Annotated in this window: 24 protein-coding genes and 1 pseudogene; 7 read left to right on the top strand and 18 right to left on the bottom strand. The window is 32.2% G+C overall.

Annotated features, from left to right (window positions below; translation table 11 throughout):
- Nucleotides 1-87: 87 nt before the first annotated feature.
- The 7 genes and pseudogenes from ABDW27_RS20255 to ABDW27_RS20225 all read right to left on the bottom strand — a co-directional run bounded on the left by ABDW27_RS20255 (nucleotide 88) and on the right by ABDW27_RS20225 (nucleotide 8010).
- Nucleotides 88-537, bottom strand: coding sequence for a FixH family protein (locus ABDW27_RS20255; protein WP_343697549.1), 450 nt, complete (start codon nucleotides 535-537; stop codon nucleotides 88-90).
- 12 nt (nucleotides 538-549) lie between these two features.
- On the bottom strand, nucleotides 550-1968 hold the full coding sequence (gene ccoG, locus ABDW27_RS20250; RefSeq protein ID WP_343697548.1) for a cytochrome c oxidase accessory protein CcoG: 1419 nt from the start codon (nucleotides 1966-1968) through the stop codon (nucleotides 550-552).
- A gap of 10 nt (nucleotides 1969-1978) precedes the next feature.
- Complete coding sequence (locus ABDW27_RS20245) at nucleotides 1979-2920, bottom strand: cbb3-type cytochrome c oxidase N-terminal domain-containing protein (RefSeq protein ID WP_343697547.1); 942 nt, start codon at nucleotides 2918-2920, stop codon at nucleotides 1979-1981.
- An 18-nt stretch (nucleotides 2921-2938) separates the two neighbouring features.
- The gene (locus ABDW27_RS20240) at nucleotides 2939-3115 is read right to left on the bottom strand and encodes a CcoQ/FixQ family Cbb3-type cytochrome c oxidase assembly chaperone (protein WP_343697546.1); all 177 of its coding nucleotides are present in this window, start codon (nucleotides 3113-3115) and stop codon (nucleotides 2939-2941) included.
- 7 nt (nucleotides 3116-3122) lie between these two features.
- Complete coding sequence (gene ccoN / locus ABDW27_RS20235; RefSeq protein ID WP_343697545.1) at nucleotides 3123-5312, bottom strand: cytochrome-c oxidase, cbb3-type subunit I; 2190 nt, start codon at nucleotides 5310-5312, stop codon at nucleotides 3123-3125.
- A 3-nt stretch (nucleotides 5313-5315) separates the two neighbouring features.
- Nucleotides 5316-5507 carry a cbb3-type cytochrome oxidase assembly protein CcoS gene (ccoS, locus tag ABDW27_RS20230; protein WP_343697544.1) on the bottom strand — a complete coding sequence of 64 codons (192 nt, stop codon included), beginning with the start codon at nucleotides 5505-5507 and terminating at the stop codon, nucleotides 5316-5318.
- Between the two features lie 114 nt (nucleotides 5508-5621).
- A pseudogene (locus ABDW27_RS20225) lies at nucleotides 5622-8010 on the bottom strand (heavy metal translocating P-type ATPase metal-binding domain-containing protein).
- A 199-nt stretch (nucleotides 8011-8209) separates the two neighbouring features.
- Here ABDW27_RS20225 and ABDW27_RS20220 point away from each other — a divergent pair.
- Nucleotides 8210-8890 carry a Crp/Fnr family transcriptional regulator gene (locus tag ABDW27_RS20220; RefSeq protein WP_343697543.1) on the top strand — a complete coding sequence of 227 codons (681 nt, stop codon included), beginning with the start codon at nucleotides 8210-8212 and terminating at the stop codon, nucleotides 8888-8890.
- Here ABDW27_RS20220 and mazG read toward each other — a convergent pair whose 3' ends face one another.
- The 3 genes from mazG to def all read right to left on the bottom strand — a co-directional run bounded on the left by mazG (nucleotide 8891) and on the right by def (nucleotide 10923).
- Nucleotides 8891-9661: a nucleoside triphosphate pyrophosphohydrolase gene (mazG, locus tag ABDW27_RS20215; protein ID WP_343697542.1), complete on the bottom strand. Its 771-nt coding sequence runs from the start codon at nucleotides 9659-9661 to the stop codon at nucleotides 8891-8893.
- 102 nt (nucleotides 9662-9763) lie between these two features.
- Complete coding sequence (locus ABDW27_RS20210) at nucleotides 9764-10267, bottom strand: DUF5606 domain-containing protein (RefSeq protein ID WP_343697541.1); 504 nt, start codon at nucleotides 10265-10267, stop codon at nucleotides 9764-9766.
- Between the two features lie 65 nt (nucleotides 10268-10332).
- Nucleotides 10333-10923 carry a peptide deformylase gene (def, locus tag ABDW27_RS20205; protein WP_343697540.1) on the bottom strand — a complete coding sequence of 197 codons (591 nt, stop codon included), beginning with the start codon at nucleotides 10921-10923 and terminating at the stop codon, nucleotides 10333-10335.
- A 198-nt stretch (nucleotides 10924-11121) separates the two neighbouring features.
- On the opposite strand from def, the gene ABDW27_RS20200 reads away from it, so the two are divergent.
- Complete coding sequence (locus tag ABDW27_RS20200) at nucleotides 11122-13344, top strand: FUSC family membrane protein (protein WP_343697539.1); 2223 nt, start codon at nucleotides 11122-11124, stop codon at nucleotides 13342-13344.
- A 53-nt stretch (nucleotides 13345-13397) separates the two neighbouring features.
- On the opposite strand, the gene ABDW27_RS20195 is transcribed toward ABDW27_RS20200, so the two are convergent.
- From ABDW27_RS20195 to ABDW27_RS20175, 5 genes are all read right to left on the bottom strand, one after another.
- On the bottom strand, nucleotides 13398-14891 hold the full coding sequence (locus ABDW27_RS20195) for a malate:quinone oxidoreductase (protein WP_343697538.1): 1494 nt from the start codon (nucleotides 14889-14891) through the stop codon (nucleotides 13398-13400).
- A 124-nt stretch (nucleotides 14892-15015) separates the two neighbouring features.
- The gene (gene ruvX / locus ABDW27_RS20190; RefSeq protein ID WP_343697537.1) at nucleotides 15016-15432 is read right to left on the bottom strand and encodes a Holliday junction resolvase RuvX; all 417 of its coding nucleotides are present in this window, start codon (nucleotides 15430-15432) and stop codon (nucleotides 15016-15018) included.
- Between the two features lie 41 nt (nucleotides 15433-15473).
- Nucleotides 15474-15755, bottom strand: a complete 282-nt coding sequence (locus ABDW27_RS20185) for a type II toxin-antitoxin system RelE/ParE family toxin (RefSeq protein ID WP_343697536.1) — start codon at nucleotides 15753-15755, stop codon at nucleotides 15474-15476.
- On the bottom strand, nucleotides 15745-15978 hold the full coding sequence (locus ABDW27_RS20180) for a hypothetical protein (protein WP_343697535.1): 234 nt from the start codon (nucleotides 15976-15978) through the stop codon (nucleotides 15745-15747). The genes ABDW27_RS20185 and ABDW27_RS20180 overlap by 11 nt, the downstream gene beginning before the upstream one ends.
- A 137-nt stretch (nucleotides 15979-16115) precedes the next feature.
- Entirely contained in the window at nucleotides 16116-16739 is a 624-nt protein-coding gene (locus ABDW27_RS20175) for a PAS domain-containing protein (RefSeq protein WP_343697534.1), read from the bottom strand.
- 272 nt (nucleotides 16740-17011) lie between these two features.
- Between ABDW27_RS20175 and ABDW27_RS20170 the strand changes: the two genes are divergently transcribed.
- The 3 genes from ABDW27_RS20170 to ABDW27_RS20160 all read left to right on the top strand — a co-directional run bounded on the left by ABDW27_RS20170 (nucleotide 17012) and on the right by ABDW27_RS20160 (nucleotide 19764).
- Nucleotides 17012-17827 (top strand): 2,3,4,5-tetrahydropyridine-2,6-dicarboxylate N-succinyltransferase, encoded by an 816-nt coding sequence (locus ABDW27_RS20170; protein WP_343697533.1) that lies wholly within the window; start codon nucleotides 17012-17014, stop codon nucleotides 17825-17827.
- Nucleotides 17828-17929: 102 nt separating this feature from the next.
- Nucleotides 17930-18994, top strand: a complete 1065-nt coding sequence (locus ABDW27_RS20165) for a glycosyltransferase family 9 protein (RefSeq protein ID WP_343697532.1) — start codon at nucleotides 17930-17932, stop codon at nucleotides 18992-18994.
- A 2-nt stretch (nucleotides 18995-18996) separates the two neighbouring features.
- Nucleotides 18997-19764 carry a glycosyltransferase family 2 protein gene (locus ABDW27_RS20160; protein ID WP_343697531.1) on the top strand — a complete coding sequence of 256 codons (768 nt, stop codon included), beginning with the start codon at nucleotides 18997-18999 and terminating at the stop codon, nucleotides 19762-19764.
- Here the strand turns inward: ABDW27_RS20160 and ABDW27_RS20155 are convergent.
- Nucleotides 19761-20531 (bottom strand): Kdo domain containing protein, encoded by a 771-nt coding sequence (locus tag ABDW27_RS20155; RefSeq protein ID WP_343697530.1) that lies wholly within the window; start codon nucleotides 20529-20531, stop codon nucleotides 19761-19763. The genes ABDW27_RS20160 and ABDW27_RS20155 overlap by 4 nt on opposite strands.
- Nucleotides 20532-20610: 79 nt before the next feature.
- Here ABDW27_RS20155 and ABDW27_RS20150 point away from each other — a divergent pair, with 79 nt between their 5' ends.
- The gene (locus tag ABDW27_RS20150) at nucleotides 20611-21684 is read left to right on the top strand and encodes a glycosyltransferase family 1 protein (RefSeq protein ID WP_343697529.1); all 1074 of its coding nucleotides are present in this window, start codon (nucleotides 20611-20613) and stop codon (nucleotides 21682-21684) included.
- Nucleotides 21685-21691: 7 nt separating this feature from the next.
- Here ABDW27_RS20150 and ABDW27_RS20145 read toward each other — a convergent pair whose 3' ends face one another.
- On the bottom strand, nucleotides 21692-22549 hold the full coding sequence (locus ABDW27_RS20145) for a hypothetical protein (protein ID WP_343697528.1): 858 nt from the start codon (nucleotides 22547-22549) through the stop codon (nucleotides 21692-21694).
- A 118-nt stretch (nucleotides 22550-22667) separates the two neighbouring features.
- Between ABDW27_RS20145 and ABDW27_RS20140 the strand changes: the two genes are divergently transcribed.
- Entirely contained in the window at nucleotides 22668-23687 is a 1020-nt protein-coding gene (locus ABDW27_RS20140; protein ID WP_343697527.1) for a glycosyltransferase family 2 protein, read from the top strand.
- 4 nt (nucleotides 23688-23691) lie between these two features.
- Here ABDW27_RS20140 and ABDW27_RS20135 read toward each other — a convergent pair whose 3' ends face one another.
- Nucleotides 23692-24657 carry a glycosyltransferase gene (locus ABDW27_RS20135; RefSeq protein ID WP_343697526.1) on the bottom strand — a complete coding sequence of 322 codons (966 nt, stop codon included), beginning with the start codon at nucleotides 24655-24657 and terminating at the stop codon, nucleotides 23692-23694.
- Between the last annotated feature and the right edge of the window lie 3 nt (nucleotides 24658-24660).

Genomic DNA, 24660 nt, shown 5'->3' with positions numbered 1-24660 from the left:
CTCGTAGAGATTAAATATCGGTAGATACACAAGCGTAAACGCTCTCATGTCCCATAGGGACTAAACATTTACACAAAAATGACTACATTAATTTACGTAAATAACTTCTTTTGTTAGGTACTTTTTCCCTTCATACTGCCATTCCATATTCACATCCCAGCGTCCTTTTACTAATTTTTTCTGCGGAATAATTAAAGAAGAATTGGTTAAAGCTATTTGCGTATTAAAATCAAATTTCTTGTTTGAAGCTCGGTATAACAAAACATTTCCTTTTACTTTATCGCTTACAAAATCTGCCGGAAAAGTAATTTTCACACCTTCTTCTTCAGATTTAATAGAAGGTTTGTGCTGTAAATCATGAGCATTTTGAATTCTCGCCATTTCTTCCTGAAAATGCGAGTCGTGTTTGTAATATTCTTCTACAACCAAATCATTATCATATTTACTATTTGACTGTACTTCAAAAACAAAATATAAAATAAAGGTCATAAACAATGCAAATGCAATGACAATTCCGGTTCCCCAATTTATTTTCATGATAGTATCTTTTTAATTAAAACTTCGTGGTCCTAAAAAATTTGTTTTAGTTGTCTGGAGAAGTTTTGTTCCATTATAAACTCCAATTTTAACATTGGTTTTATCACTTTCTAACAGAACTTCTTCTATTTCTATAAACAATGTTCCTTGTGACATTGCTTCTTTTGAAACTTTAAAATGCTGTTTTCCAACATTTTTAATTTCACCTTTCTGATCGATTAATTCAAAATGAATATCATTGTAATCTTTCATTGTTTTGTTTACAATTTTATATGTGTAAACATTACTGATTTTATCTCCTTTGTGCTGAAAAAGCTGCCCTGGTAATCGTAAAATAACAGCCTGAACATCTGTTCTAAGAAATAACATTCCAACAAATACACTTAATAAAATTGAAAGAACTGCTGTGTAGCCTTTCATTCTCGCAGTAAATTTAAAAGGCTCTTTTTTTGCTATTTCATCTTCAGAAGCATAACGAATTAATCCTTTAGGTAATCCTACGCTTTCCATTATATGATCGCATTCATCGATACAAGCAGTGCAATTTGTGCATTCTAATTGCGTTCCGTTTCTAATATCAATTCCCATTGGGCATACATGAACACACTGAAGACAATCTATACAATCTCCTTTTCCGGTTAAAGCTCTGTCTTCTTTTTTATTAAACTTAGCACGTCCTTCTTCTTTTTCGCCTCGTACAAAATCGTAAGCAACGTTTATTGATTTATTATCCAGAAGAACACCTTGAAGTCTTCCGTAAGGACAGGCAATTATGCAAACCTGTTCGCGGAACCATACAAAAACAAAATAAAAAACTCCTGTAAAAATAAGCAGTGCAATAAAGTTACCCGACTGCTGAATTGGTCCTTGTTCAATCATTAAAAACAAGGCATCGCTTCCTACTATGTAGGCTAAAAAAATATTTGCAATTACAAAAGAGATTAAAAAGAAAACGATCCACTTCATGGTTCTTTTTCTGATTTTTTCTCCATTCCATTCCTGTCTTGCTAAACGCTGCTGCGCACCACGGTCACCGTCAATCCAATATTCGATTCTGCGAAAAACCATTTCAAGAAAAATAGTCTGCGGGCAAATCCAGCCACAAAAAATCCTTCCAAAAACTACTGTAAACAAGATTACGAATACAACGCCTACAAGCATTGAAATTACAAAAAGATAAAAGTCCTGAGGCCAAAAAGGAAACCCAAAAATATTAAAACGACGTTCGATAATATTGAACATCATAAATTGGTTTCCGTTTACTTTTATAAAAGGGTTTATGAATAAAATTGCCAGTAAAACATAACTGACTATTTTTCTGTAATCGTAAAATTTACCAGACGGTTTCTTCGGAAAAATAAATTTTCTTTTACCACCTTCATCTATAGTTCCGATGGTATCTCTAAAAGCTTCGTCTGGTAAATTTGACATGGTATTCTAATTATTTTTTAACTTCTGTACTATCTTTTGCTGTTTTAGCAGCGTCATCTTTTTTCGGTGCATTTTCATCTACCCAAACATCTCCTTCTGCTTCTTTTGGATCTTTCGGGTTACTTCCCTGAAGTGATAAGATATAACTTGCTACTTTTTGGATTTCTTTTGGTTTTAAACCATTGTTTTTCCAGGAAACCATTCCTTTTCCGTCTCGACCTCCATTAGTGATGGTATGGAAAACATTTTTGATTCCTCCTCCTAAAATCCAGCGATCATCTGTTAAGTTTGGTCCAATCTGTCCTCCGGCATCAGCTCTGTGGCAGGCTGCACAATTGGTCATAAAGATTTCTTTTCCTGCTGCTAAACTTGGTTCGTCTGTAAGGAGAACAACCGTTTTTTCATCCATCAAATCCGGAGCAGTTTTTAGATATTCCTCAACATCAATTTTTGCCTGAGCCATTTCTTTTTTAAGCTCCATTTCCTGATCGTCAGCTCCTAATACATCGTAACGTACTACATAGATTACTCCAAAAACAATACAGATATAAAATAGATACACCCACCAAGGCGGTAAATTATTATCAAGTTCTTTAATACCGTCGTAATCATGATCCATTAACAAATCAGCTTCTTTAGACATTGGCTCTGTCTTGGTAAGCTTATGCATTAATTCTTTAAACCAGGTACTTTCTTGAATGCTTAGGCTGTTTTCATATTCTAATTTTGCCTTTTCTTCTGGTGACATTAATTGATACATCACTCTATTTACTGCACTAAGTGTTATTTCAATTGCAATAAGAATAAACAGGAAAACAAGTAAAAAGACAGACACCATTGGGTATTTGATAAAAGCAGGTCTGTCGCCTGAATCTATAAAATATTCCATTAAAGCAAATACGATGAAGAAAATCAGCGGTATTCTAACATATACTGGGAAAAACTTTTTCATTTTATCTATCTTTTGAAATTATACTAAACCTTCATCTAAAGGTATGTTACTCATTTCCTTAATTTTATCTTTTTTATAAGAGAAGACCCAAATACCTAATCCTACGAAAAAGAAAAAGAAAATCAAGAGAGAAAGAATCGGATAAATTTCTATACCCGATATCGTTTCCATATTGTGTTTTATTTGTTCAAACATGATGTTGTTATTTAGATTTTTCTTTTACTTTAATATCAGTACCAAGTCTTTGAATATAAGCTATCAATGCTACAATCTCTCTTTCGTTCATAGGAACAAAATTTTCTCCTTTTGCAGCTGCTTTTTTCTTACTGTCTTCATAACTTTTTACAAAATCAGGATCGCTTTCTAAGCTTTTCTCAATTTTTACAGCCTGGGCTCTTAAAGTTTTTTGAGCATTTTCAACATCTTCTTTAGAATAAGGAACTCCTAATGTTATCATTGCCTGCATTTTCTTTTGAGTCAATGAAGTATCCATTGGTTTATTATCAAACAGCCATTTGTATCCTGGCATGATAGATCCTGCTGAAGTACTTTGCGGATTCCACATGTGATTGAAATGCCAGTTATCATTGTATTTTCCCCCTACTCTTAATAAATCCGGACCAGTACGTTTAGATCCCCATAAAAATGGATGGTCGTACACAAACTCACCTGCTTTTGACTGTGGCCCGTTGTAACGTACAACTTCATGTCTGAAAGGTCTAACAGATTGTGAGTGACAGCCTACACATCCTTCTCTAATGTATAAATCTCGTCCTTCAAGTTCTAATGGTGTATATGGTTTTACACTTGAAATAGTTGGAATATTTGATTTCACCATGATTGTAGGTACAATTTGAATAATACCTCCAATTAAAATAGCAATTGTAGCTAAAATTGTTAACTGAATTGGTTTTCTTTCTAACCATGAGTGGAATTTTTCTCCACTTAATCTGCTGCTGCTTATTCTTTGTAAAGCTGGGGCCTGAGCTAATTCGTCTTCAATTGTTTCACCAGCTTTAACAGTCATAATAATGTTATAAACCAATGTAATCATACCTGCAAGGTATAAGGTTCCTCCAATTGCTCTCATCCAGTACATTGGCATAATAGCCGTTACTGTTTCAAGGAAGTTTCCGTATGTTAAAGTTCCATCCGGATTAAACTGTTTCCACATTGATGCCTGTTGAAAACCTGCAACATACAATGGAATTGTATAAATTATAATACCTAAAGTACCAATCCAGAAATGGAAGTTTGCCAGTTTTTTAGAATATAAATTTGATTTTGTCATTCGTGGAATTAACCAATAGATAATAGCAAATGACATAAATCCGTTCCATGCTAAAGCTCCAACGTGAACGTGCGCTACGATCCAGTCAGTATAATGTGCAATAGCATTTACATTTTTTAGAGAAAGCATTGGTCCTTCAAAAGTGGCCATTCCGTAACCAGTAATCGCTACTACGAAGAATTTTAAAACTGGTTCTTCACGAACTTTATCCCACGCACCTCTTAAAGTTAAAAGTCCGTTGATCATACCTCCCCAAGATGGAGCGATAAGCATTACAGAAAACGCAACACCTAAATTCTGTGCCCAGTTTGGCAATGCTGAATATAATAAATGGTGAGGTCCAGCCCAGATATAGATGAAAATTAAAGACCAAAAGTGTATAATTGATAATCTATAAGAATAAATAGGTCTATTAGCAATTTTAGGAACAAAGTAATACATCAACCCTAAGAATGGTGTTGTTAAGAAAAATGCAACCGCATTGTGTCCGTACCACCATTGTACTAATGCATCCTGAACACCGGCATAAACTGAATAACTTTTTAAAGCAGAAACCGGAAGTTCGATGTTATTAAAAATATGCAGTACTGCTACGGTAACAAATGTTGCGAGATAGAACCAAATGGCAACATACAGATGACGCTCTCTTCTACGAAGCATTGTACCAATCATATTAATTCCCATTACAACCCAAATTAACGCTATGGCGATATCAATAGGCCATTCTAGTTCTGCATATTCTTTTGAAGAAGTATACCCTAATGGTAATGTAATTGCTGCGGCGACTATGATTAACTGCCAGCCCCAGAAGTGAAGATTACTTAAAAAATCACTAAACATTCTCGCTTTTAGTAATCTTTGCATCGAATAATACATTCCTGCAAAAAACGCATTCCCAACAAAGGCGAAAATAACGGCATTTGTGTGTAAAGGCCTTAAACGACCATAACTAAGCCACGAAATCCCATCTGTGATATTGGGAAAAAGGTACATAACCGCTAAGGTCAGTCCCACTAACATACCCACAACTCCGAAAAGAATAGTGGCGTAAATGAATTTTTTTACAATTTTGTTGTCGTAATAAAACTGTTCCATTTCCATAATTTATACTTGTTTTTCTTCGATTGGCGAATTATTATTTTGGGAAGTAATTTTTGTCTCGTCGTCAAATAGAATTCTGACCGAGGGCGTATAATCGTCATCGTACTGACCAGTTTTGACAGCAACAATAAAGGCAATAAAGAAGCATATTGCCACGAAAATACTCACTGAAATTAATAGATAAATAACACTCATACCGTAAATTTATGTTAACAAAATTACTAGGTCGTCGGCGTTTAAAATATGATAATTATCATGGTTGTAGAAGAATGTTAAAATTAAGTAAAATATTCTTACAATTACTTAAAATCAATATAAATTTCTATTACTGAAGTAGTTAGACATAAAAGTCACAAAACTTACAATCGTAATTGTGCTTAAAGGCATTATGATTGCAGCAACTAACGGAAGAAGATTTCCGGTGACAGCAAAAGTGAGTCCAACCACGTTATAAAGAAGTGACAAACCAAAACTCATTTTGATAATCAGGATCGATTTATGAGAGAGTTTTAAGAAGTAGTTTAATCGTGAAAATTCGCCCGCATCGAGAATTGCATCGCAAGCAGGAGAAAATACATTTACGTTTTCGGATACAGAAACACCAACATTACTTTGTGCCAAAGCGCCGGCATCGTTTAAGCCGTCTCCAACCATCATAACGTTCTTTCCGGTTTCCTGCAGTTTCTTGATAAATTCTAATTTTTGCTCTGGTTTTTGATTAAAAACCAGCTCTGTGCCTTTGGGCAGAATAGTTTCAAGATTTTCTCTTTCGCCATCATTATCTCCGGAAAGAACTTTAATATCATATTCTTTACTTAATGATGTAAACAATTTTTCTAATCCGTCACGATACTGATTTTGGAAAACAAATTTCCCGTAATATTGATTATCAATTTTAATATGAAGCGCTGTTTTTTCTATTTCTGAAGAATCCAAAATCGGACTTTCAACAAATAAAAAAGATCCAATTTTTATTTCTCTGCCTTCGGCGAAAGCCAAAATCCCTTTTCCGGTAATTTCCTCAAAATCATCAATTTTAATTCTGCCATATTCTGGTAAAAAGTCATATAGCATTCGGCTTAAAGGGTGATTTGATCCTCTAAGAACATTTTTTATGAGAACAAAATTTTCATCAGAAAGTGCTGTTCCTTCGTATAAAATATTCGATTTTTTATTTGTTGTAATGGTTCCGGTTTTATCAAAAACTATAGTATCTACTTTAGCTAATTGTTCTATAACCAAGGCATTTTTGAGATACATTTTTTGTTTTCCCATTATTCTCAGAATGTTTCCAAAAGTAAAAGGAGCTGTAAGTGCCAATGCACACGGACAGGCAACAATTAAAACAGCTGTAAAAACATTAAACGCAATAGTAGCATCTATAAATATCCAATACCCAAATCCGGCGAAAGCAATGAATAATAAAATTGGCGTAAAATAACGGCTTATAGCATCGGTAATCGTTTTGTGTTTCTGTTCGACTTTTTTCTGAAAAATTTCATTACTCCATAATTGTGTCAAATAACTTTGCGAAACAGAATGTATCACTTCCATTTCTATTACTTTTCCAATTTGTTTACCTCCGGCAAATATTTTATCTCCGGATTTTTTAGTAATAGGAACGGCTTCCCCCGTAACAAAACTATAATCGATTTCGGCTTTTTCGCTAATTAAAATACCATCTACCGGAATCAATTCCTGATTTCTAATCAACAATCGGTTTCCTTTTAAAACGTCATAAATAGGAACACTTTCTTCTGTTTGATCCTGATTTATTCTCGTTACTGCAATTGGAAAATACGATTTAAAATCACGTTCAAAACTTAAAAAACTATAGGTTTTGGTTTGAAACATTTTTCCAAGCAAGCATAAAAAATACTAAGCTGGCTAAACTGTCAAAAAAACCTGGGCCATGATCCATCAGCATATCATAAGTACTGCGGATAAACATGACAATAATTCCTAAAGCAATTGGAATATCAATATTGAGCATTCTCGTTTTTATACTATGATAAGCCGAAACATAATAACCGCTTGCTGAATATAAAAAACTTGGCAATGCCAAAAGAAAAATTAAAATTCTAAAAAATGGTTTGTAACTATCTAACCAGAATTCTTTGATTTCGAAATATTCCGGAAAAGACAACAGCATAATATTTCCGAAGCAAAAAAATGCAACACCAACTTTGTAAGTCAAACTTCGGTCAACTTTATTTTTTCCTGTTTCGTAGTTTTCTAAACTTATATAAGGTTCATAGCCTATGGAACTTAGAAGATAGGCTATGTCTTTTAAAGAAACTATTTCAGAATTGAATGTAATTCGAACTTTTTTCTCAGGAAAATTAACCTGTGAAACATTTATTCCTTTTTGCAGTCGGTTAAGATTTTCTAAAATCCAGATACAAGAGCTGCAGTGAATATGCGGAATATTTAATGATATTATAGAAGTATTTCCTTCCTGAAATTCCAGAACTTTGTTTAAAATGGCTTCATTTTCAAGAAAATCGTATTTTACCTGAATATCCTTTGGAGTAGCTCCGGGAGATTTTTCAAAATCGTAGTAGCAGGTTAAATCATTTAGACTAAAAATTTCGTAAACTGTTTTACAGCCTGTGCAGCAAAATTTTTTCTCATCAAAATTGATTTCTTCATTTTTAGGAATAGTTAACCCGCAATGAAAACAACTCTGCTCGCTCATAATTTGTTTTTTTAATTAGCAAAATTCCAAATAAGCGGTGACTTTAAATATGACATTTATCATGTTATAATGAAATCTAATTCTAAATTAATGAAATATTTATTCAAATTGAAATATTAACCTTTTCTATGTATTTTTAGTCGTAAAAGTACTTTTTAAACATAAGAATTGGTTAATTTTGCACCAAATTACTCTTGCTATGAATAAATGTGATCAATGTATTGTTCGTCAGCTTTCTTCTTTAAAAGCCCTAAATAAAGATGAAGTTGTAAAATTGGCTAATAGCAAAACGACCTACACAATTAAAAAAGGCGAAGCTATTTTTGAAGAGGGCGAAGTTACCAATGGTGTCTTTTGTGTAAAAGACGGTGTTGGAAAACTTTCTAAATTGAGCGCCAACGGAAAAGACCAAATCGTTAAACTTGTAAAATCAGGTGAACTTTTAGGACAGCGCTCGATGATTAGTAATGAACCTGCAAATTTATCTGCAAAAGCTATTGCTGACATGGAAGTTTGTTTTATTCCGAAAAGCGAAATCATCCATTTTTTTAATAATAACAATCAGTTTTCTTTGAATTTGATGCAGTCTGTCTGCGAAGATTTAAAAGAATCTGAAAACGATAAAATTGCTTTAGTTCAAAAAACGGTAAAACAGCGTTTGGCTGAAACTTTATTGCATTTACATGATGAATTTGGAGAAAACACAGATAAAACCTTAAAAGTTCAACTTACCAGAGAAGAACTTGCCGGAATGATTGGAACTGCAACAGAAAGCTGTATCCGTTTGTTATCTGATTTTAACAAACTGGAATTGATTGAATTAGTAGGTAAAAAAATTATGCTTAAAGATGTCAGAGCATTAAAACGTCTGGCCGAATAATTATTGTTTTTTAGCTTCGTTCCAAAAAACATCCATTTCTGCCAGCGTCATATCCATCAAAGGTTTTCCAAGTTCATTGGCTTTACTTTCCAGATATTGAAAGCGTTTAATAAACTTTTTATTAGTTCGCTCTAAAGCATCTTCAGGATTTACATTTAAAAAGCGGGCATAATTTATCATTGAGAATAAAACATCACCAAATTCGGCTTCAATTTTATCCTGATCACCAGCTTTTACTTCTTCCTGAAGTTCGTTTAATTCTTCCTGAACTTTATCCCAAACCTGATGCGGTTCTTCCCAGTCAAAACCAACGCCTTTTACTTTATCCTGAATTCTGCTGGCTTTTACCAATGCCGGTAAACTTCTTGGCACGCCTTCCAAAACTGATTTTTTACCTTCTTTAAGTTTCAGTTTTTCCCAATTCTGTTTTACTTCTTCTTCATCTTTCACAACCGTATCAGAATAAATATGAGGATGACGATGAATTAATTTATCACAGATTTCATTGCACACATCAGCAATGTCAAAATCATTAGTTTCTGAGCCTATTTTAGCATAAAAAACAATATGCAGTAATAAATCTCCAAGTTCTTTTTTTATTTCGTTTAGATCATTATCAAGAATAGCATCGCCTAATTCGTAAGTTTCCTCAATTGTCAAATGCCTAAGTGTCTGCAATGTCTGTTTTTTATCCCACGGACATTGTTCACGAAGTTCATCCATTATAATTAATAATCTCTCGAAAGCTTTAAGCTGAAGTTCTTTACTCATTTTTGAAGTTTTTTATGGTTTAAACCAAGATCTTGTAAAAGTAAAAAATCCTGCCTAGAAAACATCTCGACAGGATTAATATATTTTGAATGTAGACAATTACTACTCTTCTTTTTTAGCTGAAGCCTTTTTTGCAGCCGGTGCTTTTTTTGCCGCTGGTGCTTTCTTAGGTTTTTCTTCAACTGCTGGAGCTTCTTCTGGAGTTTCAGCAGCAGCCGGAGCTAAGTCGGTAACTAAACCTTTTGTTTGAAGTGTATTGTACCAGTTTAATACTTTTTTAATATCTGAAGGATAAACTCTTTCTTCATCATATTCCGGTAAAATTTCTTTAAAATAAGCACTTAATGTTGCATTATCTTCTTTGTGAGAAATCGCCTGACCTTTATTTTCTTTAGTTGCAATTTTCTGCATTACTTCAGTCAGCGGTTTTTCACCTTCGTGTGTATAAATTGAAATTTCAGACAATAAACTTACGTTACTTTTTAAGTTTACTGTAATTTTTTTTCCGTCTAATAATGATTCTGCCACAAAACCTGTACGAGTCTGCACCTTCAATACATATAAACCTGGTTTTCCAGAAATGGCTAAAATTTTGTCTAAATTCATGTTTATTAAAATTAGTATTAAGAATTTTTATCTTTTATGCTGTTCTTAAATTATTTAAGAACTTTTTATCTGCCTTTTTTAGCGGCAGCAAATTTCATTCTGTATTCCTGAAAAGTTTTACCTTCGGTAATGTTTTTTAATTTCTTCTGAATTAAACGCTTTTTCAAAGAAGATATTTTATCCGTAAATAAAACCCCTTCGATATGGTCGTATTCATGTTGAATAACTCTGGCAATTAAACCGTCAAAAACTTCTGTTTTCATTACAAAATCTTCCTCACAGTATTCAATCGTAACAGTTGGTTTTCTGTAAACATCTTCGCGAACGTCTGGTATACTCAGGCATCCTTCATTAAAACTCCACTCCTCACCTTCTTCTTTTACGATTTTAGCATTTATAAAAGTTCTTTTAAAACCTTCTAAATCTTTCTGTTCCTGTTCATCTAAATCCTCATCATCACTAAAAGGAGTTGTATCAATAACAAATAAACGAATTGGCAGACCTACCTGAGGCGCAGCTAGTCCAACTCCTAAAGCATTGTACATTGTTTCGTACATGTTTGCTATTGTCTCTTTTAAGTTTGGATAATCTGGCGTGATTGCCGTTCCTACTTTTCTTAAAACAGGATCACCATATCCTACAATTGGTAAAATCATTTGTTTTTATTTAATGTTTTTATAATGAAAACCTTGAATTAGGTTCTCATAATTCAGCTGGCAAAAATAATAAAAAATAGTCAACGATTGGCTGTAAAGCTACATTATAACATAATTTTTATATGCTTTTGAAAACTCAACTATAATTATGCCAAAATATTTAGTACAATTCTTAACTTTGCTAGTAAACCTCACAATATGTTAGACCGAATCTCGAAATTCACCAACAGTACTTCGTTTTTAAATGCTTCAAAAGTTACCATTGCTTCTGTTGTACCTGTTATAATTTTGAATTTTTTAGGTCATTTTGAAATTGGTTTTACGATTGCATTGGGTGCTTTTTACACCTATCCCAGCGATATTCCGAGTTCATTAAGTCACAAAATCAAGGGATTAATTGTAGCTTCTTTTATCGTATCCGGAGTAAATTTATTAGTAAATCTTGCTTATCCTTTTCCTTTTTTATTCTATCCTTTTTTAGGGTTTCTGCTATTTTTATGTTCCATGATTTCTGTGTACGGGCAGCGCGCGACTTTGGTTTCGTTTTCTGCTTTATTATCTATTTCATTGTCATTTGGGCATTTACATACTGGTTTAGAAGCGCTTCAATATTCGGGTTTTATTTTTATTGGAGGAATTTTATATTTAATAGTTTCACTGGTTTTTCATTTTGTACAACCTTATAAATACATAGAACTGCAAATTGCTGAAGGAATAAAACTAACGGCAAAATATCTAAAATTAAGAGGTGATTTATGGAGTCCCGAAGCTAATAGAGAGAAAATCATTGAAAAGCAATTAGCGATTCAGGTCGATCTTAATTTGATTCATGAGGATTTAAGAAAAATGCTTATTGGCAATCAAAACACATCAGGCACAACAAGTCAAAACCGAAAAATGCTTTTGGTTTTTATTACTTTGGTTGAAATTCAGGAATTAGCTCTTTATACTTCTTTTGATCACAGTAAACTTCATGAAAAGTTTGCCAAACATCCCGAAGTACTTCGCACGTATCAAAATGTGGCATACAAACTGGCTTCTACCCTTAAAAAGCTTTCAAAAAATGTGCATCATATTGCTGTATATGTTGATAAGAATGATCTTAAAAATGAATTAGATGCACTTGAATTTGCCATTTTTGATTATGAAAAAACATTAGGAAAAGAGGAAGCTGCAGAAGGTGTTTTAATGCTGACCAATATGCTGAAATATGCTAAAAATCAGGTTGGAAAAATTAAAACAATTCAAAGAGCTTTGTCACTGGCAATGCAGTCTTATAAATTAAAAGATAAAGACAAGGAGTTAGAAAAATTCTTAACGCCTCAATATTATCCTATAGGAACTCTTATTGAAAATTTAAGTTATTCCTCTTCAATATTCAGGCATTCGCTTCGATTGACTATTACTATTTTAATTGGTTTTATTATTGGAAAGTTTCTTCCATTTCAAAATGTTTACTGGATATTACTTACGATTGTAGTTATTATGCGCCCAGGTTACGGCCTGACAAAAGAGAGATCTTATAATAGAATTTTCGGAACTATTTTGGGCGGACTTTTGGCTTTCGGAATTGTTTCTGTAATCCAAAATCATGTTGCTTTGAGTATTTTCTCGATTATCTGCATGCTTTTAGGTATTTCGTTTACACAGATCAATTACAAAATAAGCGCAACTTTTGTTACGATGTATGTGGTTTTTATTTACGGAATTTTAACTCCAAATGTTGTTGAGGTTATTCAGTTTAGAATTCTTGATTCTCTTGCCGGAGCAACACTGGCTTTTATTGCAAACCAATTTTTATGGCCGGCCTGGGAATTTATCAATACGCCTATTCATATTGAAAATTCAATCAGAGCCAATAAAAATTATCTTAAAGAAATTGCCGATTTTTATAACAAAAAAGGTGAAGTTCCTACTTCTTACAGACTTTCAAGAAAAAATGCTTTTATTGAGATTGGAAACCTCATGACGTCTTTTCAGCGTATGATGCAGGAACCAAAATCGAAGCAAAAAACGATGCCGCTGGTAAATAATCTGGTCGTATTAAATCATTCGCTTTTGTCAGCTTTAGCTTCTTTGTCAACCTATATACAGTCGCATAAAACAACAGCAGCATCAGAATCTTTTAATTATATTATCAAAACTATTTTACTGAACTTAGAACATTCTGTTTCAATTTTAAGAAACGAAACGATTATAACAGATACTTTTTTTGATAAAGAAGATGTGATTTTACAATTTGAAGAATTAAAGCGTAAAAACTTTTCTCGCCTGGCAACAGATGACGAACTTGACAAAGAAACGCGACAGGCCAAAATGCAGGAAGCCTCTATGGTTATCGAACAATTAATATGGATGAGCAATCTGGCAGAGAAAATCCTGAAAACTACAAAAGAATTAAAAGCGGTGAAAACTGATTAAAAAATAAAGGACTTAGATTACTAAGTCCTTTTCTTTATATTGGGAAACTGAAATTATTTAATTTTTAAAACTTCAGCTGTATGTTTTCTCATTTCTGCCAATAACTCTGGTTTATCGTTTAGAGTTGTTCCGTAAGATGGAATCATTTTTTTCATTTTGGCTTCCCATTCAGGTGTTTTAATTTGCTTTGTAAAACATCTGCTAATTAAGTCAACCATAATAGCAACAGCTGTTGAAGCTCCCGGAGACGCTCCTAATAAAACTGCCAGAGATCCATCATGAGTTGTAATTACTTCTGTTCCAAATTCTAAAACTCCACCACCGTTTTCTCCTTTTTTAATAACCTGAACACGTTGACCCGCTTTTTCTAATTTCCAGTCTTTAGAACGTGCTGTTGGTAAATACTCACGAAGTGCTTTCATTCTGTCTTTTGGAGACTGACGAACCTGCTCAATCAAATATTTTGTTAATGGAATATTGTGGAATCCCGCAGAAAGCATCGGAATTAAATTGTTTGCTTTTATCGATAAAGGCAAATCCAAATAAGACCCATTTTTTAAGAAACGTGTTGAGAATCCTGCAAAAGGCCCAAAAAGAAGTGCTTTTTCACCGTCAATAACACGAGTATCAATATGCGGAACAGACATTGGCGGTGCACCAACGCTTGCTTTACCGTAAACTTTTGCCTGATGTTTAGCAATAACTTCCGGATTTGTACATTTTAACCATTGTCCGCTTACTGGGAAACCTCCATAACCATGTCCTTCAGGAACACCTGCTTTTTCTAATAATGGCAAAGAACCGCCACCGGCACCAATAAATACAAATTGGGTATATGCTTTTCTTTTTTGACCTGTAGATAAATCTGTAATTTTAATTCTCCAGGATTTATCCTCGCGCTGTCTTAATTTTTTAACCTCATGATTAAAATATAAAGTTACACCGTCCAGTTTTTCAAGATAATTAAACATGCTTCTTGTTAAAGCTCCAAAATTGACATCAGTACCCATTTCCATGTGAGTTGCTGCTATTTTTTCGCCCTCTTCTCTACCTTCCATTACAAGAGGCATCCATTCTTTCAGCTGATTAAAATCAGTACTGAATGTCATATCTGCAAAAATAGGATTGCTTTGCAGTGCTTCGAATCTTTTGGTAAGATATTCAACATTTTTTTCTCCCCATACAAAACTCATATGTGGTACACTTTTAATAAAATTTTCCGGAGACGGAACTTTATTTTCCTGTACTAAATAAGACCAAAACTGACGAGAAATTTCAAATGATTCTGCTATGCTGATTGCTTTTTTAGGGTCGATACTTCCATCCTCTTTTTCAGGAGTATAATTTAATTCACAAAATGCAGAGTGTCCGGTTCCTGCATTATTCCATGCATCTGAGCTTTCGGCAGCTGCTACATCTAATCTTTCGTAAATTTCAATTTTAATATCCGGCTGCAGCTCTTTCAAAATTAATCCAAGAGTTGCACTCATAATTCCAGCTCCAATAAGCACTACTTCACTATTGGAACGTATTGTATTGTCAGGCATAACAGTAATTTGTTTTAAAATGCAAAGGTACTTTTTTCAATCGCAAAAAAAAACTAATTTTTACATGATAAAAGTTAGGAAATTATAATTTTTTCTAAAAAAGAGAAATTAATCCAAAATAAACTTAAAAACGCTTAGAAGAAAGATAATCCTGAAGCATAATTGTAGCAGAAATTTCGTCAATCAGCCCTTTGTTTTGGCGCTGTTTTTTACTTAGTCCGCTATCAATCATTGTTTGAAAAGCCATTTTTGATGTAAAACGTTCATCAACACGAATTACTTTCATTTCCGGAAAAATATTTGAAAAATGTGTTACAAAACCATTAATCACAGACGCACTTTCTGATGGCTGACCGTTCATTTGTTTGGGCTCGCCAATTAAAACTGCTTCTACTTTTTCTTTGGCAAAATAATCTTTTAAAAAATCAATTAAAGTATGGGTTGGAATTGTGGTTAATCCTGATGCTATAATCTGCATTTCATCAGTGACAGCTATTCCTGTGCGTTTTTGTCCGTAATCTATGGAAAGGATTCTTGGCATTTTTTAATTTTTTTATAAAAGATAAAGAAAAATTATAATCTTTAAAGAGAGTCTTTATATTTTATAAAACTGAAAACTAAAACTATATTTTTCTCAGTATCAACTTCATAAACAGAAACATAACCTTTAAAAACATAATCTCTAATATTTTCATTATCAAAATATTTTGACTTAGTAAAATGAAAAGGATATTTTAAATCTTTTTTAATATTTTTAAGCAAATCTTTCCTGAACTTTAGTGCTGCTCTAGGTTTATCTTTATAAATATAATGAACTTGTTCTTTTAATAATTTTAAAAATTCATTAGAAATCTTAATTGTCATATTCCGAAAATGTATTATCTAAAATAGAATCTACTTCATCTACTGAATACAACTTTTCATTTCCACTTTTTAATTTAGCATAAGCTGCATGCACTTTTCTTTTATCATCTTCAAAATCAGAATCTTCTTCAATAATTCTCAATTCACTAGTAGAAAACTCACTTAATAACTTAAGTACTTTCTCTCTAATCTCTGGCTGAAACTCTAATCTAATCGCTTCCATAATACTTCATTTTATAATACAAATATAATCCTTTTTGAATTGATCGCATTTTAAAATAAACCTAAAAACCAAAAGGCCCGCCCTGAAATTCAAAACGGACCCGAACCTAAATATTTAAAACTAAAAATTATTCTCTTTTATCGATTAAATAATCTGCTGAAAAAACCTCTGTGTTCTTCTCCTTGTTCCTCTTCATAATTAGCAAACTTTGCCTGATTTTTTTCATGTTCATAAATCAGCTCCTTAATATATTCAACATAGCTTCTGTTTTTTTCTTCTAAGAAACCTATCAAATATTTTTCACTGAATTCAACTCCGCTTGCGGCCTCAATTTGAAGTAATTTTTTATACAAAGGTTCAATATGCATAGCCACAACTTCTTGCGGAACAGATTGTCTTCTTCCGAAATAATTTACAATTACACCATTTTCATCTCTTGCAATATCAAAATCTGTAATAACCCAATAGTATCTTCCTGATTTTGCAAGGTTTTTTACGATGGCATGAAAGTTTTTTCCGTTTTTCAAATTCTCCCACAGCACTTTAAAAATAACCTTTGGCATATCCGGATGACGAATAATATTATGCGGCTGTCCCATTAATTCGTAATCTTCATAACCGCAGACATCAACAAAAACTTCATTAGCATATTCAATTATGCCAAAAGCGTTTGTTTTACTCATAATTACCTGAGTTTTATCCCATGTTACTTCTTTATCAATTACGGTTACCGGAGTTCGGAGTTGATTTTCCTGATTCATGTTCTGTAGATTTTATGTGTTTTGGATTGGATTTTTAATTCTTGTTTTTCAGAATTAATTCGACAAAAGTAGAAGTAAGAAAAAGTTCAAAATCTGACAATTGTCATATTTTGATATTAAAAAAACTTTTAGAGGCATTTATTTAAAACTAAACTTCATTTCTAAATTTTATTTATCAAATTAAAAACAAAAAGTTACATTTATAACACTTTCAATTCCGTTTGCTTTTTTGCTTTTCTACAAATACCTTATCTTTGCCAAAAATTTAAACTATGAATTCTTTACAGACTATAATTGAACAAGCTTGGGAAAACAGAGCTTTATTACAAGAAAAAACTACAACTGATGCTATTAGAGAAGTTATCGAATTAGTTGATGCAGGAAAATTACGTGTTGCAGAACCAGTTGGTGATGGTTGGCAGGTAAACGAATGGGTTAAGAAAGCAGTTGTAATGTATTTCCCAATTCAAAAAATGGAAACATGGGAATCTGGTATTTTTGAATATCACGATAAAATGTTACTAAAAAGAAATTATGCTGAAAAAGGAATTCGTGTAGTACCAAATGCTGTTGCACGTTACGGAGCTTATATTTCAAGCGGTGTTATTTTAATGCCAAGTTATGTAAATATTGGTGCTTATGTTGACGAAGGAACTATGGTTGACACTTGGGCTACTGTAGGAAGCTGTGCACAAATTGGTAAAAATGTTCACTTAAGCGGTGGTGTTGGTATTGGTGGTGTTTTAGAGCCATTGCAAGCTGCTCCGGTAATTATTGAAGACGGTGCTTTTATTGGTTCTCGTTGTATCGTTGTAGAAGGTGTTCATGTTGGTAAAGAAGCTGTTCTTGGTGCTAACGTTTGTTTGACAGCTTCAACAAAAATTATTGACGTTACTGGTGATGAGCCTGTTGAAATGAAAGGTTTTGTTCCTGCGCGTTCTGTTGTAATTCCTGGAAGTTATACGAAAAAGTTTGCTGCTGGAGAATATCAGGTTCCATGTGCTTTAATCATTGGTACTCGTAAACCATCTACAGATTTAAAAACTTCATTAAATAATGCCCTTCGCGAATACGACGTTGCGGTATAATTTAAAAAAGAAATAAGTTAAAAATCCAAATTCCGATTTAATCATTGGAATTTGGATTTTTTTTACGTCAATTTGTAATCAATTAAAAGATTCCCTTTTTAAATGAAGATACTTGTTATTCAGCAAAAAATGATTGGCGACGTTTTAGTCAGCAGTATTATTTGTAACAATCTGCGCACTGCTTATCCCAACGCTCAAATCGATTATTTAGTTTATGCTTCTACAACTCCGGTTTTAGAAGGAAATCCAAGTATTGACAATATTATTTTATTTGAAGAAAAGCATCGAAAAAGCAAGAGTGAACTTGCAAAACTTGTCTTTGAAATCAGAGCTAAAAAATACGATTTATTAATCGATGCTTATTCAAAATTAGAAAGCTGGACCATATCTCTATTTAGCGGCGCAAAAAGAAAAATCTCTTATAAAAAACCCGGAAGAAATTTTCTGTATACCGATAATGTCCCTTTTGCTCCTTTTCCTAAAACCAATTTAGGTTTGGCAATCGAAAGACGTCTTTCGTTATTAGAACCTTTAGATTTAAAAATTGAGATTGATCCAATTCCGAAATTATTTGTTTCAGAAAAAGAAAATCAGGAAGCTTTAGCATTACTCGAAAAACATAACGTTCGAAAAGATAGAAAAACTATAATGATTAGTCTTTTAGGAAGCGAAAAACTAAAAACATATCCTTTAGAATTCATGTCTAAAGTGGTAGATTTTGTTGCTGATAATGCCAATGTAAATATTCTGTTTAATTATTTCCCGAAACAAATTGAAGAGGCAAAAACGGTTTTTAATGCCTGCAAACCTTCAACACAGGAAAAAATATATTTCGATTTATTGGGCGGAGATTTGCGTTCGTTTATTGCACTTATGAATCAATGCGATGTCATTATCGGAAACGATGGCGGCGCCATAAATATGGCTAAAGCATTAGGAAAACCTTCTTTTATAATTTTCTCTCCATGGATTGAAAAGAAAATCTGGGCTACTTTTGAGGATGGAATTCATCATCTTTCTGTGCATTTAAAAGATTATCGAGCGGATTTATTTGAGCAGAAAACAGAAAAAATGCTAAAAAAAGAAGCTTTGTCTTTATATCAAGAATTTAAACCTGAATTCTTTAAAGACAAAATCGAATCATTTCTGAAAAAAAATATCAGCTAAAAATGATTTCTCAAAACCAACTTTTATCGGCTTTACTGATCACTTACAATGAAGAATCTAACATTCGGGAGGTTCTTGATAATCTGGCTTTTGCTGATGAAATAATTATCGTAGATTCTTTTAGTACCGATAAAACTTTTGAAATTGCTTCTGCATACAAAAATGTAAAAATTGTTCAGCGAGCTTTTGATAATTTCGCTCTTCAACGCAATTTTACAATTGATCTGGCGGCAAATTCCTGGATTCTTTTTATAGATGCAGATGAAAGATTAAGTCCTGAACTTCAACAGGAAATTAGAAAAGTTATAAACCACGAAAATAGCGCCTCTGCTTATTTTGTTGCACGCGATTTCATTTTTAAAAATAAAAAACTTCGTTTCAGCGGCTGGCAGAATGACAAAATAATTCGTCTTTTTAAGAAGGAAAATGCGACTTATAACAACAATAAAATTGTACACGAAAAATTAATTGTAAACGGAAAAACCGGAAAACTAAAAAACCGGCTAACGCATTATTCGTATTCGAATTATGAAGATTACAAGCAAAAAATGATTTTTTACGGCAAGTTAAAAGCACAGGAAGAATATTCAAAAAATACCAATCCTAACTTTTTTCATTTTTATATCCGTCCTCTATACCAATTCTTAAATCAGTATTTATTGAGATTTGGAATTTTAGACGGAAAAAAGGGCATTATAATCTGTTATCTAAACGCACTAAGTGTAGCGGTTCGTTTTCAGGAACTTAAAAAAATAAGAGCCAAAAGCTAAGATTTCTTCCAGAATTTCAGTTTCTTTTTTAATCTTTTCTTTCTCGCAAATTCTTCCTGAAAATTTGAGGTTGCCTGCCACATTTTTTCAAAAATTTCGCTTTCGTTTCTATCCGTATAAAATTTAGCATATTCATTGCTCATAACCGCAATCATTTCTTTTTTAGGCGTTAAACGGCTAAAATTATTCATGCGCTGTTCAAAGCTCATATTTTCATGAAAATTCATTCGGTTTAAATCAACTAAAAAGAAACTGTATATATTGTTTTCATTCTTTTTAATCAACGTATTTCCCGGTGAATGATCTAAAAATTCCACTCCTTTTTCATGAAGATCAAACGTAAATTTTACAAACTGTCTTAAAATATTTTCATTATCCGGATAATCAGGAATTTCAACCAATTCTCTATAAGTCAGTTCCGTAATTAAATGCTCGCTGGCATAATAACTATCTTTTAAACCAATTACTGTAAAGTTCTCCAAAAATGCAATGGGCTGCGGCGTACCAATTCCTTTTTCGAGCAAAATAGTCGCATATTCAAATGAGCGTCTGGCTTTTGATTTTCTAAAATATTTGTAGGCAATTTTATTGACGATATTCGGAATTTTAAACGATTTGATGTTAATGGTTTTTCCATCTAAATCAAACAATTTTATCTTGTTACGATCTCCATTTCCAAAAAGTTCGCCTGACGAATTAAATGTTTTTATTTTATCAAGAACTGATGCTGTGCTATTTTCGAAAAGAGGATTTACTTTAAAATTCATTGGTAGATTTTTATAAGGCAACAAAAATACGTATTTAAGACTTCAAATTATTATTGTACTTTCGTAAAAAAAGAAAATAATGTCCCAAAAAAGTATTTTTCTAGAAACACACAATATAAACAACAGAGCTACAGGTTTAGGAACTTTTAATTATGAGTTAATTAAAGGATTATCATCGCTGGATTTCAATAATTACGAATTAACGCTCAACAGCTCAAAACCTGAACTTTTAAAAGACGAATTTAAAGACAAATTCAAATATCATAAATACAGCAGTCTTTCGAGACATCCGTTGTTTAGAATTCGAAAAAAATACGATTTATGGCATTCTGTAAATCAAAACATTAAAGTTGAGCCTTTTCATAAAACCAATTATGTATTAACGGTTCATGATATTCATTTTGTTGAAGAAGTAACCAACGAAAAAAGTCATAAATTAAAAAAGCTTTTTAAAGGAAAACTTGAAAGAGCAACGGCTATTACTTACATCTCAGAATTTGCCAAAAAACACACACACGAGCATTTTAATGTCCCTAATGTTCCTGAATATGTTATTTACAACGGAAATCCAATTTCTACTCTTTTAGATACTTCGACGTTTGTTTCTAATGTTCCCGTTGATAAACCTTTCTTTTATTCGATTGGTGATTTTATCGAAAGAAAAAATTATGGTTCGATTATTAATATGATGAAATTAATAAAGGATTTTAATTTGATTATTTCAGGAAATAATGACAAAAAATACGGCGAAGAAATCAAGAAATTGATTGCAGATAACGGCTTAGAAAATCAGGTTTTTTTAACCGGGAAAGTTTCTGATGAAGCCAAACAGTTTTATATGAAAAACTGTACGGCATTTCTTTTTCCGTCAATTCGTGAAGGTTTCGGACTTCCGCCAATTGAAGCTATGAGTTTTGGTAAACCTGTATTTTTATCTGATAAAACTTCTCTGCCTGAAATTGGAGGCGATGTTTCTAATTATTGGAACAATTTTGATCCTGAATATATGAAAGATATTCTTTTTAACGGATTAAATCATTTTGACAGCAATAAAAACGAAATAGAAAGCTTATTGAAAAAAAGAGCTGCAAGTTTCGATTGGAAAGTTGCAGCTGCTGAATATTTTAATGTTTACAAAGAGATCTTAAAATAAAGAAATCTTATAAATGTTTGAACCATTGTCCCAGATTTCTTTTCCAAATATAGAAATCTGAGGGCAAAACTTTAAAAAAGTCAAGATTGTTCTTGATTTCATTAAAAGTTGAACCTTTTACAAAAGCCAGTTTTTTCCATTTATGAGGTTCCATATAAAAAAAGTTTCGCATGGTTTTGTAATTGCTTTCATTTACAGTTTCCCATTTATTTAAAAACTCTTCTTTATTGATATCTGTATCATGTCCCCAGTTATTGAACTTCATTTCCAGCTCTTCTTTTGTTCTGGAAATACATTCATGCAAAATCGGCCCTTTAAAATAAATAATTCTTTTACGGGTTTGTCTTCCTATTTTATAACTCGGGTAATTGGTCGCCACCATAATTTTTGTTGGCTTTTTTACATACAATACTCCGTGATCTGTTCTTTTATAAAGATTTATAAGACATGGCGAAATCTGAACCTGATTTTGTTCAGGATTATTTAGAAAACGGTTTTTTGATTTTAAGAACTTTACAAATCCTTTAAAATCAAGAAAATATTCATCGGCATCAAGCTGAATAAGCCAGTTCCCTATTCCCATTTTTTCGGCAAGTATTTTTCTTTCACGAACTTCACACTCCATACTTGTCAGCTCCGGACGATAAAAGTTATCTTCCAGAATTTGTATTTTAGAATCTACATCAATAGACTTAATCCATTGAAAAAAATCCTCTTCTATTACAAAAGATTCTCCTTTCCAGGTTTTTCTTTCTTTATCAATTGCTAGAAAAATTGAGTCAGATTCTTTATATATTTGTGGAATCGCAATTTTGAGCAATTCATAATCATACGACACTAAAAATCCGACCTGAATTTTTTTCATTTATATTAATTTGTTTGGACAAAGATAAAAACATTCCGAAATTATCTACTAAATTTGCATTTGATTTTTTAAGATAATTTTAACTTAAATAATCCCCTTCCCTAGTAAAACAAAAATCATGCAAATTCTTCAAAATCCTGTAATTTCTGTTATAATTCCTGTGTTTAATGCGGCTTCATTTTTAGATGAAACTTTAAAAAGTATTCTAAGTCAAACATTTTCAGACTTTGAGCTTATTATTTTAAATGATAAATCTACTGACGAAAGTTTAAACATTATTAAGAAATTTCAGCAAGAAGATAATCGCATTATTATTATTGACAAAGAAGAAAATGTGGGTCCCGCAAATCTAAGGAACGAAGGAATAAACGCTGCAAAAGGTGAATATATTGCCTTAATGGACGCAGATGATATTGCAATGCCAACACGTTTTGAAAAACAAATTGAAGTATTAAAAAACAATCCCGAAATTGGCGTTTGTGGTACGTGGTTTACTTTTTTTGGAACAGGCAAAAACAAAATCATCAAACATAACACAGAACCAGATGCGATTAAAGTATCTTTTTTACACAGTTGTAACATCGGAAATCCAACTGTAATGTTTAAAAAAGAAGTTTTGGGTGATTTAAAATTTGATAATGATTACGTCCCTGTTGAGGATTATGATTTATGGAGCAGATTACTTGCCAAAACTAACTTTTACAACATTCCGGAATCCTTATTAAATTACAGACAGCACAACAACAATATCAGTAAAACTAAAATTGATAACGTTAACCGCTCTGTGCGACGAGTAAAAATAAATCAACTGACTCAGCTTGAAATTAACCCTGAAGATCCAAAAATTGATTTTTACTTAAATGCTGTTTCATTTAAAAAGAGGCTTTCACCAGAAGAGGTTATTGAAACAATTAATGCTTCTAAAGTTCTGATTTCGCAAAATGAAAAACTAGGATATTTTAATCTGGAAGTTTTTCAAAAACACATTACAAAAAATCTAATACGCATTATTCGCAATGCGGGTTCTTATAATCTTTCATTTTATAAACATTTGAAAAACAACGAAAGTGTATTATTTCAGAAAATAAAATGGATCGATAAAGTGATTTTGTATTTTAAATCTTTAAAAGGAAAATAACGAGTTAAATATTCGTTTTAATGTAGCGCCATAAATATTTCAGTTTTAAAGAAAAACTGGCTTTTTCTAAAAACTCATTTATAGCAATTTCAGCTTCTTCAATATTTTTATATTGTTCCGATTTTCGCAGTTTTAAAGCTTCAAATGCTGATGCTTTTAGCAAAGTCGACATAACTTTTTTCATGTTATGGGTTCTCGCCTGCGGAATGTTTTGAAGTATTTCTTTTATATTACGATAAGAAGAATAACGCTGAAAAAATGGAGATTGTAAAGAATAAACTCCTCCTGAATGCCATCTGTAAACGGCTGCCTGGAAATTTAAAAATGCGCCTTTTCCGTGACAAAGCGCTATTGAATAAAGTGTGTTATCTTTACCGTATTTGAATTTTTTATATTCTAAAGGATCAACTGCATCTTTTCTAAATAGACTTGTTAAAGTATACGTACAATAAGGTTGAAAAAGTGTATCAAAATCAATTGTATATACATCTGGCAGTGTTTCTTTAAAATCGTTTGGCACTAATTCTGTATCTTTTCTGGTGAAAAAATCGGTCCACGTAATTACGTATTCAGTATTATTTTCTAAAAAATCAACCTGTTTTTGCAGTTTTTGTTCATCAATCCAGTAATCATCTCCTTCACATAAAGCTATGTATTTTCCTTGTGCCATAGGAAAAGTTATATCACTCCAAAAATTGATTTTTTGAGAATATTGATTTTCTTTTTGTAAAACGAGTTTAATAATTAAAGGATATTTTTCGGCAAATTCTTTTAAAATAACCGGAGTATTATCTGTTGAAGCATCATCATGAATAATAATTTCAAAAGGAAAAGTAGTTTTTTGATTTAAAAAACCTTCTAAAGTTTCTACAATAAATTTTTCATGATTGTATGCATCACATAGAATACTTACGACTGGCTGGTCTAAATTTCCTTTCCAATTTAAAATGATATCACTTTGATTTCTCATGAA

Origin of the sequence: Flavobacterium sp., from assembly GCF_039595935.1 — a bacterium.
In the GTDB taxonomy this organism is placed as follows: domain Bacteria; phylum Bacteroidota; class Bacteroidia; order Flavobacteriales; family Flavobacteriaceae; genus Flavobacterium.
This window is presented reverse-complemented; position numbering and strand designations above follow the sequence as displayed.

Coding starts and splice junctions, on each gene's coding strand:
- ABDW27_RS20180 (WP_343697535.1), bottom strand. CDS start 15,978: ATGGAAGCGATTAGATTAGAGTTTCAGCCAGAGATTAGAGAGAAAGTA.
- ccoS (WP_343697544.1), bottom strand. CDS start 5,507: ATGAGTGTTATTTATCTATTAATTTCAGTGAGTATTTTCGTGGCAATA.
- ABDW27_RS20245 (WP_343697547.1), bottom strand. CDS start 2,920: ATGAAAAAGTTTTTCCCAGTATATGTTAGAATACCGCTGATTTTCTTC.
- ABDW27_RS20160 (WP_343697531.1), top strand. CDS start 18,997: ATGATTTCTCAAAACCAACTTTTATCGGCTTTACTGATCACTTACAAT.
- ABDW27_RS20210 (WP_343697541.1), bottom strand. CDS start 10,267: ATGAATTTAGACAAAATTTTAGCCATTTCTGGAAAACCAGGTTTATAT.
- def (WP_343697540.1), bottom strand. CDS start 10,923: ATGATTTTACCAATTGTAGGATATGGTGATCCTGTTTTAAGAAAAGTA.
- mazG (WP_343697542.1), bottom strand. CDS start 9,661: ATGAGTAAAGAACTTCAGCTTAAAGCTTTCGAGAGATTATTAATTATA.
- ABDW27_RS20200 (WP_343697539.1), top strand. CDS start 11,122: ATGTTAGACCGAATCTCGAAATTCACCAACAGTACTTCGTTTTTAAAT.
- ccoN (WP_343697545.1), bottom strand. CDS start 5,312: ATGGAAATGGAACAGTTTTATTACGACAACAAAATTGTAAAAAAATTC.
- ABDW27_RS20220 (WP_343697543.1), top strand. CDS start 8,210: ATGAATAAATGTGATCAATGTATTGTTCGTCAGCTTTCTTCTTTAAAA.
- ABDW27_RS20170 (WP_343697533.1), top strand. CDS start 17,012: ATGAATTCTTTACAGACTATAATTGAACAAGCTTGGGAAAACAGAGCT.
- ABDW27_RS20145 (WP_343697528.1), bottom strand. CDS start 22,549: ATGAAAAAAATTCAGGTCGGATTTTTAGTGTCGTATGATTATGAATTG.
- ruvX (WP_343697537.1), bottom strand. CDS start 15,432: ATGCCAAGAATCCTTTCCATAGATTACGGACAAAAACGCACAGGAATA.
- ABDW27_RS20255 (WP_343697549.1), bottom strand. CDS start 537: ATGAAAATAAATTGGGGAACCGGAATTGTCATTGCATTTGCATTGTTT.
- ABDW27_RS20195 (WP_343697538.1), bottom strand. CDS start 14,891: ATGCCTGACAATACAATACGTTCCAATAGTGAAGTAGTGCTTATTGGA.
- ABDW27_RS20150 (WP_343697529.1), top strand. CDS start 20,611: ATGTCCCAAAAAAGTATTTTTCTAGAAACACACAATATAAACAACAGA.
- ABDW27_RS20165 (WP_343697532.1), top strand. CDS start 17,930: ATGAAGATACTTGTTATTCAGCAAAAAATGATTGGCGACGTTTTAGTC.
- ccoG (WP_343697548.1), bottom strand. CDS start 1,968: ATGTCAAATTTACCAGACGAAGCTTTTAGAGATACCATCGGAACTATA.
- ABDW27_RS20155 (WP_343697530.1), bottom strand. CDS start 20,531: ATGAATTTTAAAGTAAATCCTCTTTTCGAAAATAGCACAGCATCAGTT.
- ABDW27_RS20135 (WP_343697526.1), bottom strand. CDS start 24,657: ATGAGAAATCAAAGTGATATCATTTTAAATTGGAAAGGAAATTTAGAC.
- ABDW27_RS20185 (WP_343697536.1), bottom strand. CDS start 15,755: ATGACAATTAAGATTTCTAATGAATTTTTAAAATTATTAAAAGAACAA.
- ABDW27_RS20140 (WP_343697527.1), top strand. CDS start 22,668: ATGCAAATTCTTCAAAATCCTGTAATTTCTGTTATAATTCCTGTGTTT.
- ABDW27_RS20175 (WP_343697534.1), bottom strand. CDS start 16,739: ATGAATCAGGAAAATCAACTCCGAACTCCGGTAACCGTAATTGATAAA.
- ABDW27_RS20240 (WP_343697546.1), bottom strand. CDS start 3,115: ATGTTTGAACAAATAAAACACAATATGGAAACGATATCGGGTATAGAA.